This is a genomic window from Marinicella marina, from assembly GCF_030065545.1.
GTDB classification, from domain to species: Bacteria; Pseudomonadota; Gammaproteobacteria; order Xanthomonadales; family Marinicellaceae; genus Marinicella; species Marinicella marina.
The window spans coordinates 38439-54772 of record NZ_JASJNC010000004.1 but is presented as its reverse complement, the minus strand read 5'-3'; the positions used below and the strand labels follow the sequence as shown (position 1 = coordinate 54772).

Genomic DNA, 16334 nt, shown 5'->3' with positions numbered 1-16334 from the left:
TTATATAGCTGACTGACCGTTCGGTCAATTATAAACGTGAATAGCCTGTGAATCTCAGGGCTGTGATTTTGATCAGTTGACGGCTGGTGTTTTCGCTTGAGACATTCTACCGCTTAACTTTTCTGCTATTCCTAGCATGGTAGGAACAATGATCAGCGTAATCAGCGTAGCAAATAATATGCCAAAAGCCAATGAAACCGCCATTGGAACCAAAAATTGCGCTTGAAATGAACTTTCAAACACCAATGGTGACAGACCCATAAAGGTGGTTAATGAAGTCAGAATAATGGCTCTGAAGCGAGATTTGCCAGCTTTTTCAATGGCTGAGAAATAATCCAAACCATTGTTTCTGAAATCATTGTAGCGATTGACTAATACCAAGGAGTCATTAACTACAACTCCACTGAGCGCCAGAATACCAAAAAAGGATAACAGCCCCAATGGGATGCCTAACAACATATGGCCCAAAATAGCGCCAATAATACCGAATGGAATAACACTCATAATCAACAAAGGCTGTAGGTATGATTTGAGAGGTATAGCCAATAAAGTGTAAATCAGTATCATCGACAAGCCAAAGCCTTGAATCAGTGAGCCCGTAGCAGTGCTTTGTTCTCTGGCCTGCCCACCAAAATCAATTTCAATATCAGGGTATTTTTGTTGTAACTGAGAAAGTGAAGTTTGACGCAAATCATTGAGTATCTCATTGCTGCTGGTTATTTGTTTATCGACACGACCGCTGACAAAAACCACTCGTTTTTTATTGATTCGGCTGATATCTGTTAAGGCCAATTGGGGAGTGAATGTACCAATTTGCGCCAGGGGTATGCTGTTACCTTGTGGTGATCGAATGCGAATGTTCTGTAGATCAGTCAACTCATTACGTTCATTTTCTGGGTACCTAACTTTTACGCGTATTTCATCACGTCCACGCTGAATGCGTTGCGCCTCAAAACCAAATAGTGCATACCTGATCTGGCGAATAACGTCGGCTTGATTAAGCCCCAGTGATTGTCCTTCTGAATTTAATTCAAACACATATTCCAGGCTGCCTTCATCGTAATTGGTCTTTAAGTCATAAACACCCTGGTATTCGGCTATGGTGTTTTTTAACTCATTGGCTGCCAATGCCAATTCTTGGTAATTACCAGATGACATTTCAATTTGAATGTCGACCCCACTGCCTGGACCCAGTGCATAGATTTCAAGAGATTTAACACCAATGATTTCGCCAATGTATTCTCGCCAGGCATTGACCACATCTTGGCTGGTGTAATCTCGATCTGGATCCACTTCAAGTTGAATATAAGTTTTACTCTTCTGGTCAGTGGTGTTGAAGGCGTAAACAGAGCGAATAGGGGGGTTCTCAGCTCCAAACAGTTCTTTGGCGTTGCTGTTAACTTTAAGAGCAGCTGCTTCAATTTGCTGCGTGGCCAGATTAGTGACTGTGGCACCTACGCTGGTTTGCATTTCTAAATCAGCCACTGAGGTTTCCTGCTCTACATCAGGAAAAAAACTGGTGCGCACCAATCCAGCTGGAATCAAACCAACCGTCAAAATGAACAAAGCCACAAACAATAACAAAGTATTGATTTTGTTTTTGACGGCTTTCATTAATATTGGTGTGTAGCGGTTTTGAATGAAACTTTTTAGACCATTGTCTATGCGTTTCTGAAACCTTTGCCAAGCATTTGTGCTTTTTGTTTGGCTGTTCTTGATTTTTATGTGTGCTAAATGAGCCGGCAAAATCCATTTTGATTCTACCAATGAAAACAACAAACAAAAAATGACCACAGCAGCAATACTGCCTAAGATTTCACCAAACTCTGAACTGATTAAAGTCAACGGGAAAAAGGCTGCGACCGTTGTCAACACCCCAAATGTGGCCGGGACAGCAACTTGTTGAGCTGCTTTGATGGTGGTTTCAATTGGTTGGGGGTCATCCGCGCCTTGTTCTTGTTTGGCACTGTAGATGTTTTCGCCAATCACTATGGCATCATCAACGACTATACCCAACACCACAATAAAACCAAAAGTGGTTAACACATTCAGCGAGTAATCAGAAACTGCTGGGCCCATCAAAAACAAGGCACCCGCAAATGCAATGGGTATGCCAATAGCCACCCAAAAGGCCACTTTGATGTGCAAAAACAAAGTCAACATAATCAAAACCAAGAAAATGCCGGTTAATGCATTGCCTAACATCAAAGACAAACGGTCTCGAATCACATCTGACTCATCATTCCAGATAGCAGTTTCGATGGTTGCTGGGAACCAAGCCTGCTGCTGAATTTCGTTGATTTTAGTTTTAACTGCTTGTGCTGCTTTGGTGATGCTGTCATTGCTGAGCAATTTGATTTGCAGTTGAATTGAGGGCATGCCGTTATACCTCGAGAATGTTTCTCGTTCGGTAAAGCCGTCTTTGATGTTGGCGATGTCTTTTATTTGCAGTACCTTGCCATCAGTGCCTTGGCGCAGCACCAAGCTGCCATAATCTAAACCAAAATAGGCTTGTTCATCGGCTTTGATGTTGATGTTGCGGCTGGAAGTTTTGATGCTACCGCCTGATAAATTAATGGAGTTGGCCTGAATGGCGCTGGCCACATCTTGTAAAGTTAATCCGTATTCCCTGAGTTTTTGCTCGCTGACTTCTATATTGATTTCGTAGTCTTTGGCACCGGTGATATCAATTTTGTTGATTCCCTCTGAGACCAACAACAGGTCACGAACTCGCTCTGCCGTCTGTTTCAAGGTGCGGTGATCGCTGGAGCCAAATAATTCAAGCGATAAAACACTGCGTTCGAACACCTGCTCTTTGATGATGGGCTTTTCTGCCAAATCAGGAAAACTGGTAATGGCATCTACTTTAAGTTTGATGTCATCTTTGAGTGTCTTCAGCTCATAGCCTTCAACCGCTGTGACTCTGACACTGGTTCCACTGCCAGTGACTGAACTGTTGATTTCTTTGATGCCCTCGACACCTTCAATGGCTTCTTCTATTTTAACCGTTACGCCTTCTTCCACTTCTTCAGGCGTGCCGCCAATAAAAGTGACATCAACTGAAACAGAATTTGGTGGAAAAGCTGGAAAAGCTTCGGTTCTGATGTTGGCGGCGGTAAAAAAGCCGGCAACCAGTATAAAAACCATCAATAGATTCGCGGCGACTGGGTTTCGCGTGAACCACGCTATGATGCCAGCTGTTTGTTGATTGGCTGAATTCACGGTGCAGATGCTGGTGATTGCCAATTATCAGTAGTTACTTCCATGCCAGCCAACAGAGAACTGGATGGAGCCACTACCACATCCATTGGGTATTGGAGATTGTGTTCCGTACTCAGGTAAATTTGTCCGTTCGATTTGTAAGCAATGTTTGGTTGGAAAAAAGCGGTTTGTTGGTTTTCGTTAACAAACCAAATACGGCCATCGATGCTCAAAGCTGATTCTGGCAAGGCCAAAAACTGCTGAGCACTTTCAGCTTGTATTTGTAATTGAATAAATTCACCAATCACCAGATTTTGTTCATTTCCATCGACCGCCACAGTGAATGATTGCCAACGGTTTTCATTGTCAATAAAAGGTTCAAACCTGATTTCTTGGTAGATCAAATGGGTGTTTTTGTCTTCGATGAAAAAGCTGATTTTGTCAGCCGCTTTGAGCAACTGGACATGCTTAACATCTAATGAGATTCGCAGCTCTAGTTTTTCATTATTGACCAGCTCTCCCAAAACGCCACCTGCTTGGATGATTTCACCCAAATCAACATTGCGTGATAGGGTAAAGCCATCAAAAGGTGCCTTAATGGAGGCTCTTTGTAAATTTCTTTGTGCCAATTTAAGCTCGTCTTTGGCAGCTGCCAAGTTAGCCTCGGCGTTACGTAATTGAGGTATTCTTAGATTAAACGGACTGGGTTCACGCTCAGGATTGAGTTTTTTCCAATCATTTTTAGCCCGTTCAGATTGCATCTGTTGTTCGATCAGGTTGGCTTCTGCTGCTTTCATGTTGGCTTCGGCTCGTGACAATTGCACCGCATAATCAATGGGGTCAATGATTACCAGTTCATCACCGGCTTTGAATTGGTTCCCAACCAAAAAATCCTCTTTAATCTCAATTACTTTACCCGACACTTCTGCACTTAAAACTGTTTGCCAGCGAGATTTAACAAAACTTTCAGCAGAAATAATAAGTGGGTGGACTGCGGGAGCGACTGTGGTGACCGGTAAAGTAATCGCATCTTTTGTGGTGGCTGTATTGGTGGCAGGCCTGGGTTTGTTTTTGACCAAGATAAAAACCACCATGATGGCTAGCAAGATGGCCAATGGCCCAATTAATTTTTTTAGCATTAATTTACGCGCTGTCTGAATTAGCAGGATTATATGCTGCTTTGGTGAAAATAATGTGATTCACAATAAACTGACATTTTGATGCTAAAATCGCTCTACTAAATTTACCAGCGGAGTTCTTTAATGCGATCAATGTTCAATTTCAAACAATCCAGCAGTCAGTGGCTGTTGCTTACTTTTTTCAGCGTTATTGCTTTATCGGTCAGTGCCAATGATGCCACCAAGTTGTTGCGTTACGCAGACATACATCAAGATCACGTGACTTTTGTTTACGCTGGTGACATTTATACTGCCAACATCAAAAGCGGTGAGGCCAAGCGTTTGACATCATTCGATGGTTTCGAGGCATTTCCAAAGTTTTCAAGAGATGGTAAGCGCATCGCATTCTCCGCCGAGTACACCGGCTCAAGACAGGTTTTTGTGATGGATATGGACGGCAGTAACCTGCAACAACTGACCTGGTATAATGATGTCGGACCGATGCCACCACGTGGCGGTTTTGATTACCGCATCTTAGATTGGACACCTGATAACAAGCACATATTGGTCAAAGCCAACCGCCTGCCATGGGGTGTACGAACCGGACAACCTTATTTGGTTCCTGCCGATGGCGGCATGGAAGCACCTTTGGCTGTGCCAGAAACAGGTGGTGGCATGCTGTCACCAGATGGCAATAAATATGTATATACCCCCATTGATCGAGAGTTCAGAACTTGGAAACGTTACCGGGGCGGTCGTGCACAGGATGTTTGGATTTATGATTTGCAAGAAAACAGCAGCCAACGAATAACCACCCATGCAGCGACAGATCACCAACCCGTATGGATTGGAGATGACATCTACTTCATCAGTGACCGTGATTATCACTTGAATCTGTACAAATATGTGGCAGATGGCGAACCGCAAAAAGTCACTCATCATGACCAATTTGATGCCTTGTGGCCTTCTGCTGGCCCAGCCGCCATTGTTTATGAGAACGGTGGTCATTTGTGGCGCTTTGATCCTGTTTCATCGACCACCGAACAATTATCTATACAAATCACAGCAAACGCCGAAAATCTTCTTGCTGAACGTAAAAATGTTAAAGACTACATCGACTCTATGGCGATTTCTCCTGAGGGCAAAAGGGTAGCAATTGCGGCCCGTGGCGAAGTATTCTCTGTGCCTGCCCAAAAAGGTGAAATAAGAAACATCAGCAATACCCCCAGTGCCCGTGAGATTGATGTGGCTTGGTCACCAAATGGCTCACACATTGCTTATTTGAGCGATGCCACGGGTGAATATGAAGTGTATGTCCAAGATGTAAAATCGGGCAATGTCACACAAATAACCGATGATGGTGGTGTTTGGCGTTACCCTCCTGTGTGGTCACCTGACAGCAAAAAGATTGCGTACAGTGACACCAATCAAACCCTTTGGAGTGTTGATGTTAAGAGTAAAAAAATCCGAAAACTTGACCGTTCAACCCGCAATGACATAGATGATTTTTCATGGTCGCCAGACAGTCAGTGGCTGGTCTACACCAAAACAGAAGTCAGTGGTTTCAGTTCTATTTTTGTCTACGGTTTCAAAGACGGTTCAGTCAAGCGATTAACCAGTAAGGCATTCAACGATTTCTCTCCCGTATTCGACCCCAATGGACATTATTTGTTCTTTTTATCCAACCGTGATTACAATTTGTCCTTCAGTAGTTATGAGTTCAATTACCTTTACCATCAGGCCACTCGCGTATATGCCGCGCCTCTGAATGATGCTGTACCAGCGCTTTATCCATTTGAAGATGATGGCATCACAACATCCAACGAAAAAGAAGATGAGGATGCAGCTGAAACGGTTGTGGTTAATTTGCAGGTAGAAGGTTTCAATCAAAGGGTCAGGGCTTTGCCGGGCAATGCCAGTAATTATAACAACATCCAAACCAACGGTGATGCTGTTTTTGTGGTTGAAAACGGTGCCAACGGGAATGCCATCAAAATGATTGACCTGAGCAAAGATGAGGCACCAAAAACAGTCTTGGCGGATTCTGGAAATTACCTATTGAGTGCCGATGGAAAACACATGCTGGTGCAGAAACAAGGCAAATATGCGGTAATTGAAGCCAAAGCAGAACAAAAGCTAAAAGATCGACACTTGGATCTGAAGAACCTCACTTTGAAGATTGATCCAACCACCGAGTGGCGTCAAATGTATACTGATGCATGGCGCATATTACGTGACTGGTTCTATGATCCAGGCATGCATGGCATGGATTGGCAGGCTATACACGATAAGTACTTGCCACTGGCCAAAGCGGCTACCCACCGCACCGACTTGGATTATGTGTTTGGTGAGATTGCAGGTGAAATGAATGCAGGTCATATCTATGTTAACTCTGGAGATCAACCGACTGTAAAAAGACAGCAAAACGGTTTGTTGGGGGCTGAATTCAAAAAGCATAAGAGTGGTTATTTTGAAATAACCCACATTTTCAAAGGTGAAAACTGGACGCCCAATAGACGCTCACCATTGACCGAAGCTGGCGTCAACGCCGAAGTAGGGGATTTCATAATCGCCATCAATGGTAAAAGCACTAAAAATGTGGCCAACATTTATCAGTTGTTAGAACACACCGTCGGCAGAACAGTCAGCATAGATATCAACAACAAAGCCCAAAGCAAAGGCTCAAGACAAGTACACGTTAAGCCCATCGCATCTGAGAGCCAATTGCGTTATTTTAATTGGGTTGAATCAAGACGTGCCATGGTGGATAAATTGTCTGACGGCAGAATAGGTTATGTGCATTTGCCCAATACTGCAGTTGATGGTAACCGTGAATTATTCAAACAACTGCTGCCACAGATCAACAAAGACGCGCTGATTATTGATGACCGTTATAACGGTGGTGGCTTCATTCCAGATCGCATGATAGAAATCCTATCACGCACCACTATGAACTATTGGAAACGCCGCGGTTTGGACTTAGACAGCAATGCCACCCCATTGATCGCCCATGATGGTCCTAAAGTGATGTTAACCAATGGCCAATCAAGTTCAGGTGGTGATGCGCTACCGTATTATTTCCGCAAGGCAGGTCTGGGTAAGATCATCGGCACCCGCACCTGGGGTGGACTGATTGGTATCAGTGGCAACCCATCCTTGGCCGATGGCGGCTCTATTTTGGCCTCTACTTTCCGCTTTATGGATACCGAAGGTAACTGGGCAGTAGAAAATGAAGGTGTGACACCTGACATTGAAGTCATCGATCGTCCTGAGCTGGTCGCAGCAGGTCGTGATCCATCGCTAGAAAGGGGTGTTGAGGAACTGTTAAAAGACTTGCAAGAAAACCCAAGAAAATTGATCAAATCACCACCAGCGCCAACTGAGTTTTGATTCAGCTGTGATTAATTAATAGTTTGTTATAATACAGCGCTTTCAACCAGGAGCGCTGTATGAGTGACAAATTAAAAAGTCATGGGCGGCGGAATTGGGTTGCTAAAGCGGCTATCATGAAAAAAGGTGGCGCCCACGTCAAGTCCAATAAAGCCAAACGACAAAAGGACAAACAAGCCTTTAAACGTAAAATCAGAGCCGAGCAATTCGGCTCTTTTTTATTGTGTTGAAACTGTCATTTACTCACACAAATTTTATCTGAAATTTTCTAGAATTCTTCTCAATCAAAAGTTACCCATAACCTTGACTGAAACCAGACTCAACACCATCAAACACTTGTACCAAGAACGGCGGCGTATCAAGCGTGAATTGCGTCAAATAAAAGACAATAACCCAACAAGGTATAAAAGCTTGTTGAAATTACTGCGCTTCAATCAAAAGTGTATTCTGGTTTGGCGCTGATATATTTAGTTTGATTTAATACCACTTTCGAGCAACGTTTAATTAACAAAACTTTCTTATTGTTTGCAAAATCATCGGCTAAGCTTTAATTTTTTGGAGCTTACACATGTCATACCAACCTTTATTATTCGTTTTATTAATGATTTCTACCACCGCTTGTAGCCAGTCAAAACCATCCCGGCCTGAGCCCAAAATCACCACTAACATCACTGCCAGCGGCCTAAAACAATTTCAAGTGATGATGCCAGCCGGAGGTGGAGAGGCCAGAAAAAGATCAAAACAACGTCCTGATTTACGAGACGGCTCTGCTTCTCGCAATGATAAAAAGAGACGCAGCAGAATGGATAATAAACAAAATCTGAAGCATATAATCCAGAGGGTGATGGAGAAAGATGGTTTTTGTACCGAAGGCTTTATGGAGGTGGATCGCTACTCAGAAGGAGGAACCATGTATTTTCGAGGACAATGCAACGAAATCGTTGATGTTTCAAACAACTAGTACATAAGATCTTTGGTGATTTAAACAGATGTCCTGAGGCCATAACAGTAATGGTTTCTATAGGCCTCAGGATTTTTCGCTCACGGTATTTAGCCAAGCTGGCCTGTCAACACAATAAAAAGAGTTCTGATCACTGCTTTGTTACCTGGCTGCGATAGCTGGTTGAATCAATCACCCACTTCAGTCATGGCCATGATGTTATAACCTGCATCGACATAGGTGATTTCACCAGTGATGCCATTGGCCCAATCAGAACTCAAAAATGCGGCTACTTTGGCCACATCTTCCTGCGTGACGTTGCGCTTCAAAGGCGCGGCTTTGGCCACATGGTCTAACATCGACTTGAAATTACCAATACCAGATGCTGCCAATGTTTTGATGGGCCCAGCAGAGATACCATTGACTCGGATGCCATCTGCACCCAAAGCATGTGCCATGTAGCGCACATTGGCCTCTAACGCTGCCTTAGCCACACCCATGACGTTGTAATTAGTCATGGCCCTTACTGCGCCTAAGTAAGTCAGGGTAAGTAATGAGGCGTCTCGCCCTTGCATCATTTCACGTCCAGCTTTACCCAAAGCTGCAAAGCTATAAGAACTGGTATCCATAGCAATGCGGTAGCCTTCGCGTGTCAAGTTATCTAGGTAAGTGCCTTGCAGTAATTCTCTGGGTGCAAAACCCACCGAATGAACGATGATGTCCAGTCCATCCCATTCTTTTTTCAGTTCGGTAAAAACATCTTCAATTTGTTGGTCAGAATTTACATCGCACGGCAGTACGATGTCAGAATTGGTTGCAGCAGCGATTTTATCTACACGCTTCTTAAGTTTGTCATCAAGATAAGTGAAGGCCAATTCTGCACCTTGTTGATGCATGAACTCGGCAGTACTCCAAGCAATAGAACGATTACTGGCCACGCCAACTATCAGTGCCTTTTTACCAGCTAAAATTCCCATGATACTTCCTCAATTAATGAAGCACCTATCTTACTTTCTTTGCCAGTACTTGACCAGCTATGTGATTGAAATCACTTATTTTTCAAACGTTAGTTTGAAATCCACCAGTGAAGCATAATCAATGCTCAAGAGGCCCGCAATCTGGGTTAACTTATTGATACCATCATCCATGCCAAAGTCTTTGGTGTTAATGGCAATCGGCTCGTAATTCACCACCACCAAACGACCCTCGACCATTTGCGCCATGACCTGAGCTTTCATGGTTCTCGTTTGGCCATGTAAATTAAGGGTGAAAGGCAGTTCAACCTTTTGGTTCAGTTCAATACCAGTCGGTATCGAAGCACTGACTGTTGCGCTGGGGTATTGATCTGTTTTAAATAAAATATTGCGCATGCGCTCATCACGAATCGGTATCATGGTATCGACTGACTCCAAATCCACTGCCAAAACCATGTCGCTGTTTGAATCGATGCTGCCTTGGCCGAATTGCAGTTTGTGTTCTTCAGTGATGGTTTTGTTTTTGGTGCTGATGAAAGTTAAGGTGCTTGAGTCTGTTACCAGTTGCCATTGATGACCCATAAAGGCTTTATCAACTGCCGTTTTGTTGCTTTGTTTTTGACAAGCCACCACAGCAAATAAAGACAATATTAAGGTCAAATTTTTGATTGATTCAGTTATTTGCTTCATCTTCTTGCTCCGCTGTTAAGTTAACTTGGGTTACCTTTGCCAGTACACCAAACTGTTGGTGGTCAAAATAGTGCCACTCCTCGAGGTTGATGCGCCTTTGTTGGGATATTTCATAAACCAATGATTCGCCCATGGCATTGATCCTATACAAATTTAATTTTACATGCAGGTGAGTGAATCTTTGTTCAGAAAAAGCCACTTGACCATCGATTGTGAAGTCGTCAGGAACACTGGCATTTTGCTCAAATAATGTGGATTGAACCGCATCATTTGGAGTTAAATCATCACCAAAGGAAAGCTGTTCATTGGCTGCCTCATCTGCCGTTTGTTCAAGGGGGATTGTACTCACTTCAACATAAGTAGGTGCGGTGAATGATGAAGCGGGTTGTCGCCACTTTTGTCTCAGTAGCACTTGATTGCTTGGGTTAACCATGAGTTGATCAATGATTGGATGGTTGAGGCTGTTATCCAACACCAACCAGCTTAATACATTAACTGCTTGGCTTTGCTCTTCAATCGGTACCTGCCAATTTTCATCTTGTTTATCAACAGCCGGTTCTTCGGGTTCTGGGTATTGAATCAAATCAGTCTCTTCATCCCATACAGGCAGTTGCAAAGCATCAGCTGTTTTCAATGATGGAGCCTGCTTAAACTGTTCAGCGGCTGGTTGTGATAATTGGCGAGCAAAGACAATTAATTCGACATCATAAATGGCATCATCCTGCGTGAGTTCCAAGTAACCTTGTGCTGCCACAGAATGCGTCAGATTCATTAATAAAAAGCTGAATAGTGTTGTGTATGTTTTCATGCTTGCAGTATATCAAATAAATGATGAATTGCATCTATACGCTCTGATGCTTGCATGAATTCACCACTGTAGCGTAAGCCATCATTAGGTAAAGGCCTGAACGTATCAGGTTTTTTCTGCACCAGTTGAATCAAACGGGCATAAAACTCTGGACTGTGTTGGTTGAACTTAATATCTGCATAGTCCTCATTCATGACGATGGATTTGATGTTGTGTGATTTGGCTTTGTGTTTGATTCTCAATACATGAAACAGGTTTTCAGTTTGTTCAGGTAACGGGCCAAAGCGATCAACCAGCTCAACCTTCAGGTCATCCAATTCCGATGGGTCTTTGAAATTGTTCATTCTCTTATAAAAGGTCAGGCGAGTATACACATCGAACATGTAATCATCAGGAATCAAGCTTGGGATATTCAATTCAATTTCTATGTGATCATAGGGATCATCTAAAACATCTATGTCTTCACCATTTTTCAAAGCCGTTACTGCCCGATCCAGCATGTCACAATAAAGGCTGAAACCAATACTTTGTATTTGACCGCTTTGTTCTTCACCCAGTAATTCGCCACTGCCCCTGATTTCCATGTCATGTGTGGCCAGAGTAAATCCAGCCCCTAAATCTTCAAGAGATTCAATGGCTTCCAGTCTTTTCTTAGCGTCTTTTGATATGGCTTTCCAACTGGGTATGATCATGTAAGCAAAAGCTTTGTGGTGAGAACGTCCCACCCGACCGCGCAATTGATGCAATTGTGCCAAGCCCAATTTATCAGCTCGGTTGATGATGATGGTATTGGCACTTGGAATATCAATACCCGATTCAATAATGGTGGTACATACCAAAATGTTAAAGCGCTGTTTGTAGAAATCAACCATCACTTCCTGCAGTTCTTTTTCATTCATTTGGCCGTGCGCCACCCGCACTCGGGCGCTGGGGTTTATTTTTTGAATGCTTTCAGCCATTTGTTCAATGGTTTGAACTTCGTTGTGAAGGAAATAGACTTGTCCGCCACGTTGAATTTCTCGGGTACAAGCCTCATTGATGATGCTGTTTTGCCACTCAACGACCTGGGTTTTAATCGCCAGTCTGGCCTTGGGTGGGGTGGCAATGATTGATAAATCACGCAGACCAGATAAAGCGCTGTTCAGTGTCCTTGGAATAGGGGTGGCCGTGAGCGTTAAGAAATCGGCGTCGGCTTTCAGCTTTTTCAATTGGTCTTTCTGTTTGACTCCAAAACGATGCTCTTCATCAATGATAACCAATCCCAGATTTTTAAACTTAATGCCTTTTTGAATCAGTTTATGGGTACCAATGACTACATCGGCTTGGCCACTTTCACATGCAGCTAATATGTTTTTGGTGTTTTTGCTGCTGACAAAACGCGACAACAACTCAACTTTAACTGGAAAGGGCGCAAAACGATCAACAAAATTATCATAGTGCTGCTGAGCCAAGAGCGTGGTTGGAACCAACAAAACCACCTGTTTGCCTTCATTGGCGGCAATGAAGGCCGCACGCAAGGCAATTTCGGTTTTACCAAATCCCACATCACCACAAACCACTCGATCCATGTGGGTTTTGGCTTGCATGTCCTTGATGACGGCATTGATGGCATTTTGTTGGTCTTCGGTCTCATCAAAAGGAAAGCCATCACAGAATTGTTGAAAGTCATCGGCACTAACTTGCATTGCTTGACCACCGGCTGCTTCACGTTTGGCGTAAAGAGACAACAATTCTGCCGCCACGTCTTTGACTTTCTTAGCGGCTTTTTGTTTGGCTTTTTCCCAAACTTCAGAACCTAACTTGTGCCATGGTGCATTCTCTTCACTGGCCCCTGAGTAGCGAGAGACTAAATGTAATGATGACACCGGTACAAACAACTTATCACCCCCAAAATACTCAACTTCTAAATATTCTGCTTCGCCCTCATAATCCATGGTCTTTAAACCACGGTAGCGGCCCACACCATGATCAATGTGTACAATCGGCGAATCCAGGTGAAGGTCAGTCAAGTTGTTTATGATGTCTTCTGGGTTGGCTTTGTATTTTTTTACTTTTTGGTTGCGGGTGACTCGTTTACCAAACAGACAGCCTTCATCCAAAACTTGTATGTCCAGTTTTTTCAGGTAAACACCGTTCTCAATGGGTGCAATGGTGATGGCACGGTTCAAGTCGCTGTCTAAAAATTCATTGATGCTGCTGACTGTTGTGAATTTTTTATTGGCCCCTTTTAATTTATCAGCAATCAGTTCTTGCCTGCCCAGGGAATCCGCTGCAATCAATAATCGGCCAGGTTGTGAATCGGTAAAAGCAGGCAGTGATTGATGTAATTCTTGATTAAAACGATGGGGCAGTTGGGTGTCAATGGCATGGATATCATGTTCAGCATTGGCAGTTTGATTAACCCATATGTTCTGTTTTTGGTTTATTTGAGCCAATGTGTCATCAGCTGAGAGGTAAATTTTAGTAGGTGCCAGGATGGGACGTTGTAAATCATGCCGCCGTTCTTCATAGCGTGCATGAATCTGTTTTTCCCAAGTATTCAAAACCGGCGTGGTTTGGTTACAATGGATGAACGTGGTTGCTTCAGGCAAGTAATCAAATATATCAGCCATTTCGCGATGAAACATCGGCAGATATTGTTCGATACCAGAAAATTTGATTGATTTTCTGATGTCTTGGTACAAGGTGTTTTTGCGGGTATCAACATCAAACCACTCACGAAAGCGACTCAAAAACAATTCTCTGGCTGCATCATCGAAAGGAAATTCGTTGGCTGGCATCACTTGAATTTTGTCGGTCTTATTAATGGTCAGCTGGGTATCGGTATCAAAGATGCGAATGCTTTCAATCTCATCATCGAACAACTCGATTCGAAAGGCCTCATGCCCACCCATAGGATACAAATCCAGCACCCCACCTCGCACCACAAATTCACCAGCTTCACGCACTTCATTGACGTGGATGTAACCGTTTTTCTCAAACAAGGCACGCCATCGATGCAAATCAAACTGATCACCCAACTTCAAATTAAGGCTGCGGCCCACAATGAAATCTTTGTTTGGTACTTTTTGCATCAGGTTTTGTGCAGGCATGATGACCACAGCATTTTGTTTGACCGTTGAAATATCGGCCAAGAACTTCATCCGTTCTGAGACAATCTCAGGATTCGGTGAAAATACATCGTAGGGCAGGGTGTCCCAAATTGGAAAATGCAGTACTGTGGCTGCCTGGTCTTCACTACACAACTGAATTTCCTGTTCCAATAACCGGCTGTGGTGCACTGAGTCGGTCAATACCACAATCAAGCCAGAATGATTTTGGTGGAATTCATTGATAGCAATGGCCAAACCCAAGCCTTTGATGCCTTGCCAGTGTTGGTTGTTGTTGAGGTTTTTTGTTGATGGTATCAGCATCGAATTGTTAGATTCTTAAAGCGCGGCATTGTAGCAGTTTTTGCTTGGGCTTGATGTGAGATGGTGATAAATACAATAAACCTATCAAGACAACATTCGACAGGCATTTATTCCCAAGCTCATTCTGATAGTGATAACATGCAGCTTATGAAAAGCAGAAAAAACACAGTAATCACTGGGGCCAGTTCAGGCTTGGGCATGGAAATGGCCAGACAATACGCCAAACAGGGTAAAAACTTGGGCATTTGTGCACGTCGTGTTAATAATTTAAGCGCATTGAAAGACGAGCTGTTAACAATTAATCCTGATATTCAAGTTGAGGTTTTGGCTCTGGATGTCAATGACCACGAACAGGTATTCGAAGTATTTAAGCAGTTTAAAACAGCTTTTGGCCAAATTGATCGAATCATATTAAATGCCGGCATGGGCAAAGGGGCCAGCATAGGCACTGGCTTTTTCCACGCCAATAAACAAACCGCTGAAACCAACTTTGTGGCATTGTTGGCACAAGCAGAAGCGACTTTGGAAATCATGCGAGCACAAGGCCATGGGCATTTGGTGGCGATTTCTTCGATCAGTGGCTACCGTGGCTACCGCCGGGCCTTAAATGTATATGCAGCCACCAAAGCTGCGGTTACCAACCTGTGTGAAGGGATGTACATTGATTTAATGGGTACCGACATAAAAGTCAGTTGTGTGCATCCGGGGTTCATTCGCAGTGAAATCAATGAAAAGGTCAAGAAGGCACCTTTTATGGTTGATACTGAAACGGGCGTCAAAGCCATGATCAAAGCGATTGAAAAAGAAAAATTGAACAGCCACGTTCCGATTTGGCCTTGGGCATTTTTGCGCTATATTTTTCCTATTCTTCCCAGGTCATTAATCAGAAAAATGTCATGAATAAGAGTTGTTATTAGAACTAAACAATCGATTGTTTGCTGATTTCATATCAGAACGTTAAGCTGATACCGAATATTTTGTTGCAAACGTTGCAATACCACCAGTAAACAAGTAAAATCCGCGAACTTTTCCTTGCTGCACCAGTGTTTTTGTCCATTGGGTGGCATATTTTAACCGTAAGGAGTTACATATGAGACATTATGAAATTGTGATGTTGGTTCATCCGGACCAATCTGAGCAGTTGCCAGCCATGATCGAAAGATACAGTGGCATGGTAACTAATGGTGGCGGTACCGTTCACCGTTCTGAAGACTGGGGTCGTCGCCAGTTGGCTTATTCTATTGAACGTCTGCACAAAGCACACTATTACTTATTGAACATTGAATGTTCACAAGAAGTATTGGATGAAATTGTTGATGCATTTCGTTTCAACGATGCCATCTTGCGTCACATGGTGTTGGGCAGAAAAGAAGCCGACACAGCTGATTCACCTTTGAAAAAAGCCGAAGATGAAAAAGCTAAGAAAGTCACTGAAGCAGATGTAAAAGCCGTAGAAGCCAAAGAAGAAGCAGCAAAGGAAGAAGCTGCAAAAGAGGCAACTGAAGCAAAAACTGAAGAAACAGCAACTGAGGAGTAATTAACATGGCCAAACCACAAAGAAGAAGACGCCCAGCGCAAAGAATCATCAGCCGCAACTGTAAATTCACCGCTGCCGGTATCAAAGAAGTTGATTACAAAGATTTAGACATGTTGAAACAGTTCATTACTGAAACAGGTAAAATCATTCCTAGTCGCATCACTGGAACCAAAGCCAAATACCAAAGACAGTTATCAACTGCGGTAAAACGTGCCCGTTACTTGGCACTGGTACCATACTGTGACCAACACGGTAAATAAAGG

At 43.3% G+C, this 16334-nt stretch carries 13 protein-coding genes; 7 read left to right on the top strand and 6 right to left on the bottom strand.

Going from position 1 to position 16334, the window contains the following annotated elements; translation table 11 throughout:
- Positions 1-72 precede the first annotated feature (72 nt).
- Together QNI24_RS07320 and QNI24_RS07315 are read right to left on the bottom strand one after the other, a co-directional pair.
- Complete coding sequence (locus tag QNI24_RS07320) at positions 73-3222, bottom strand: efflux RND transporter permease subunit (protein ID WP_267175904.1); 3150 nt, start codon at positions 3220-3222, stop codon at positions 73-75.
- Positions 3219-4340 carry an efflux RND transporter periplasmic adaptor subunit gene (locus QNI24_RS07315; protein ID WP_267175903.1) on the bottom strand — a complete coding sequence of 374 codons (1122 nt, stop codon included), beginning with the start codon at positions 4338-4340 and terminating at the stop codon, positions 3219-3221. Before QNI24_RS07315 ends, QNI24_RS07320 begins: the two co-directional genes overlap by 4 nt.
- A gap of 123 nt (positions 4341-4463) precedes the next feature.
- Between QNI24_RS07315 and QNI24_RS07310 the strand changes: the two genes are divergently transcribed.
- The 4 genes from QNI24_RS07310 (at position 4464) to QNI24_RS07295 (ending at position 8670) form a co-directional block, all read left to right on the top strand.
- Positions 4464-7709, top strand: a complete 3246-nt coding sequence (locus tag QNI24_RS07310) for a S41 family peptidase (RefSeq protein WP_283708595.1) — start codon at positions 4464-4466, stop codon at positions 7707-7709.
- 59 nt (positions 7710-7768) lie between these two features.
- Positions 7769-7939 carry a hypothetical protein gene (locus QNI24_RS07305; RefSeq protein ID WP_267175901.1) on the top strand — a complete coding sequence of 57 codons (171 nt, stop codon included), beginning with the start codon at positions 7769-7771 and terminating at the stop codon, positions 7937-7939.
- A gap of 73 nt (positions 7940-8012) precedes the next feature.
- The gene (locus tag QNI24_RS07300) at positions 8013-8171 is read left to right on the top strand and encodes a hypothetical protein (RefSeq protein ID WP_267175900.1); all 159 of its coding nucleotides are present in this window, start codon (positions 8013-8015) and stop codon (positions 8169-8171) included.
- A gap of 106 nt (positions 8172-8277) precedes the next feature.
- A complete protein-coding gene (locus tag QNI24_RS07295) occupies positions 8278-8670 on the top strand; it encodes a hypothetical protein (RefSeq protein WP_267175899.1) in 393 nt (130 codons plus the stop codon).
- A 167-nt stretch (positions 8671-8837) separates the two neighbouring features.
- On the opposite strand, the gene QNI24_RS07290 is transcribed toward QNI24_RS07295, so the two are convergent.
- The 4 genes from QNI24_RS07290 to mfd form a co-directional block, all read right to left on the bottom strand.
- Entirely contained in the window at positions 8838-9626 is a 789-nt protein-coding gene (locus QNI24_RS07290) for an enoyl-ACP reductase FabI (RefSeq protein ID WP_267175898.1), read from the bottom strand.
- Between the two features lie 75 nt (positions 9627-9701).
- Positions 9702-10313, bottom strand: a complete 612-nt coding sequence (locus QNI24_RS07285; protein WP_267175897.1) for a YceI family protein — start codon at positions 10311-10313, stop codon at positions 9702-9704.
- Entirely contained in the window at positions 10297-11121 is an 825-nt protein-coding gene (locus QNI24_RS07280) for a CsiV family protein (protein WP_267175896.1), read from the bottom strand. Before QNI24_RS07280 ends, QNI24_RS07285 begins: the two co-directional genes overlap by 17 nt.
- On the bottom strand, positions 11118-14534 hold the full coding sequence (gene mfd / locus QNI24_RS07275; RefSeq protein ID WP_267175895.1) for a transcription-repair coupling factor: 3417 nt from the start codon (positions 14532-14534) through the stop codon (positions 11118-11120). Before mfd ends, QNI24_RS07280 begins: the two co-directional genes overlap by 4 nt.
- Before the next feature lie 147 nt (positions 14535-14681).
- Here mfd and QNI24_RS07270 point away from each other — a divergent pair, with 147 nt between their 5' ends.
- From QNI24_RS07270 to rpsR, 3 genes are all read left to right on the top strand, one after another.
- Positions 14682-15434, top strand: a complete 753-nt coding sequence (locus QNI24_RS07270) for an SDR family oxidoreductase (protein WP_267175894.1) — start codon at positions 14682-14684, stop codon at positions 15432-15434.
- A 190-nt stretch (positions 15435-15624) separates the two neighbouring features.
- Positions 15625-16071, top strand: coding sequence for a 30S ribosomal protein S6 (gene rpsF, locus QNI24_RS07265; RefSeq protein WP_267175893.1), 447 nt, complete (start codon positions 15625-15627; stop codon positions 16069-16071).
- 5 nt (positions 16072-16076) lie between these two features.
- On the top strand, positions 16077-16331 hold the full coding sequence (rpsR, locus tag QNI24_RS07260) for a 30S ribosomal protein S18 (protein ID WP_267175892.1): 255 nt from the start codon (positions 16077-16079) through the stop codon (positions 16329-16331).
- The last annotated feature ends 3 nt before the right edge of the window (positions 16332-16334 follow it).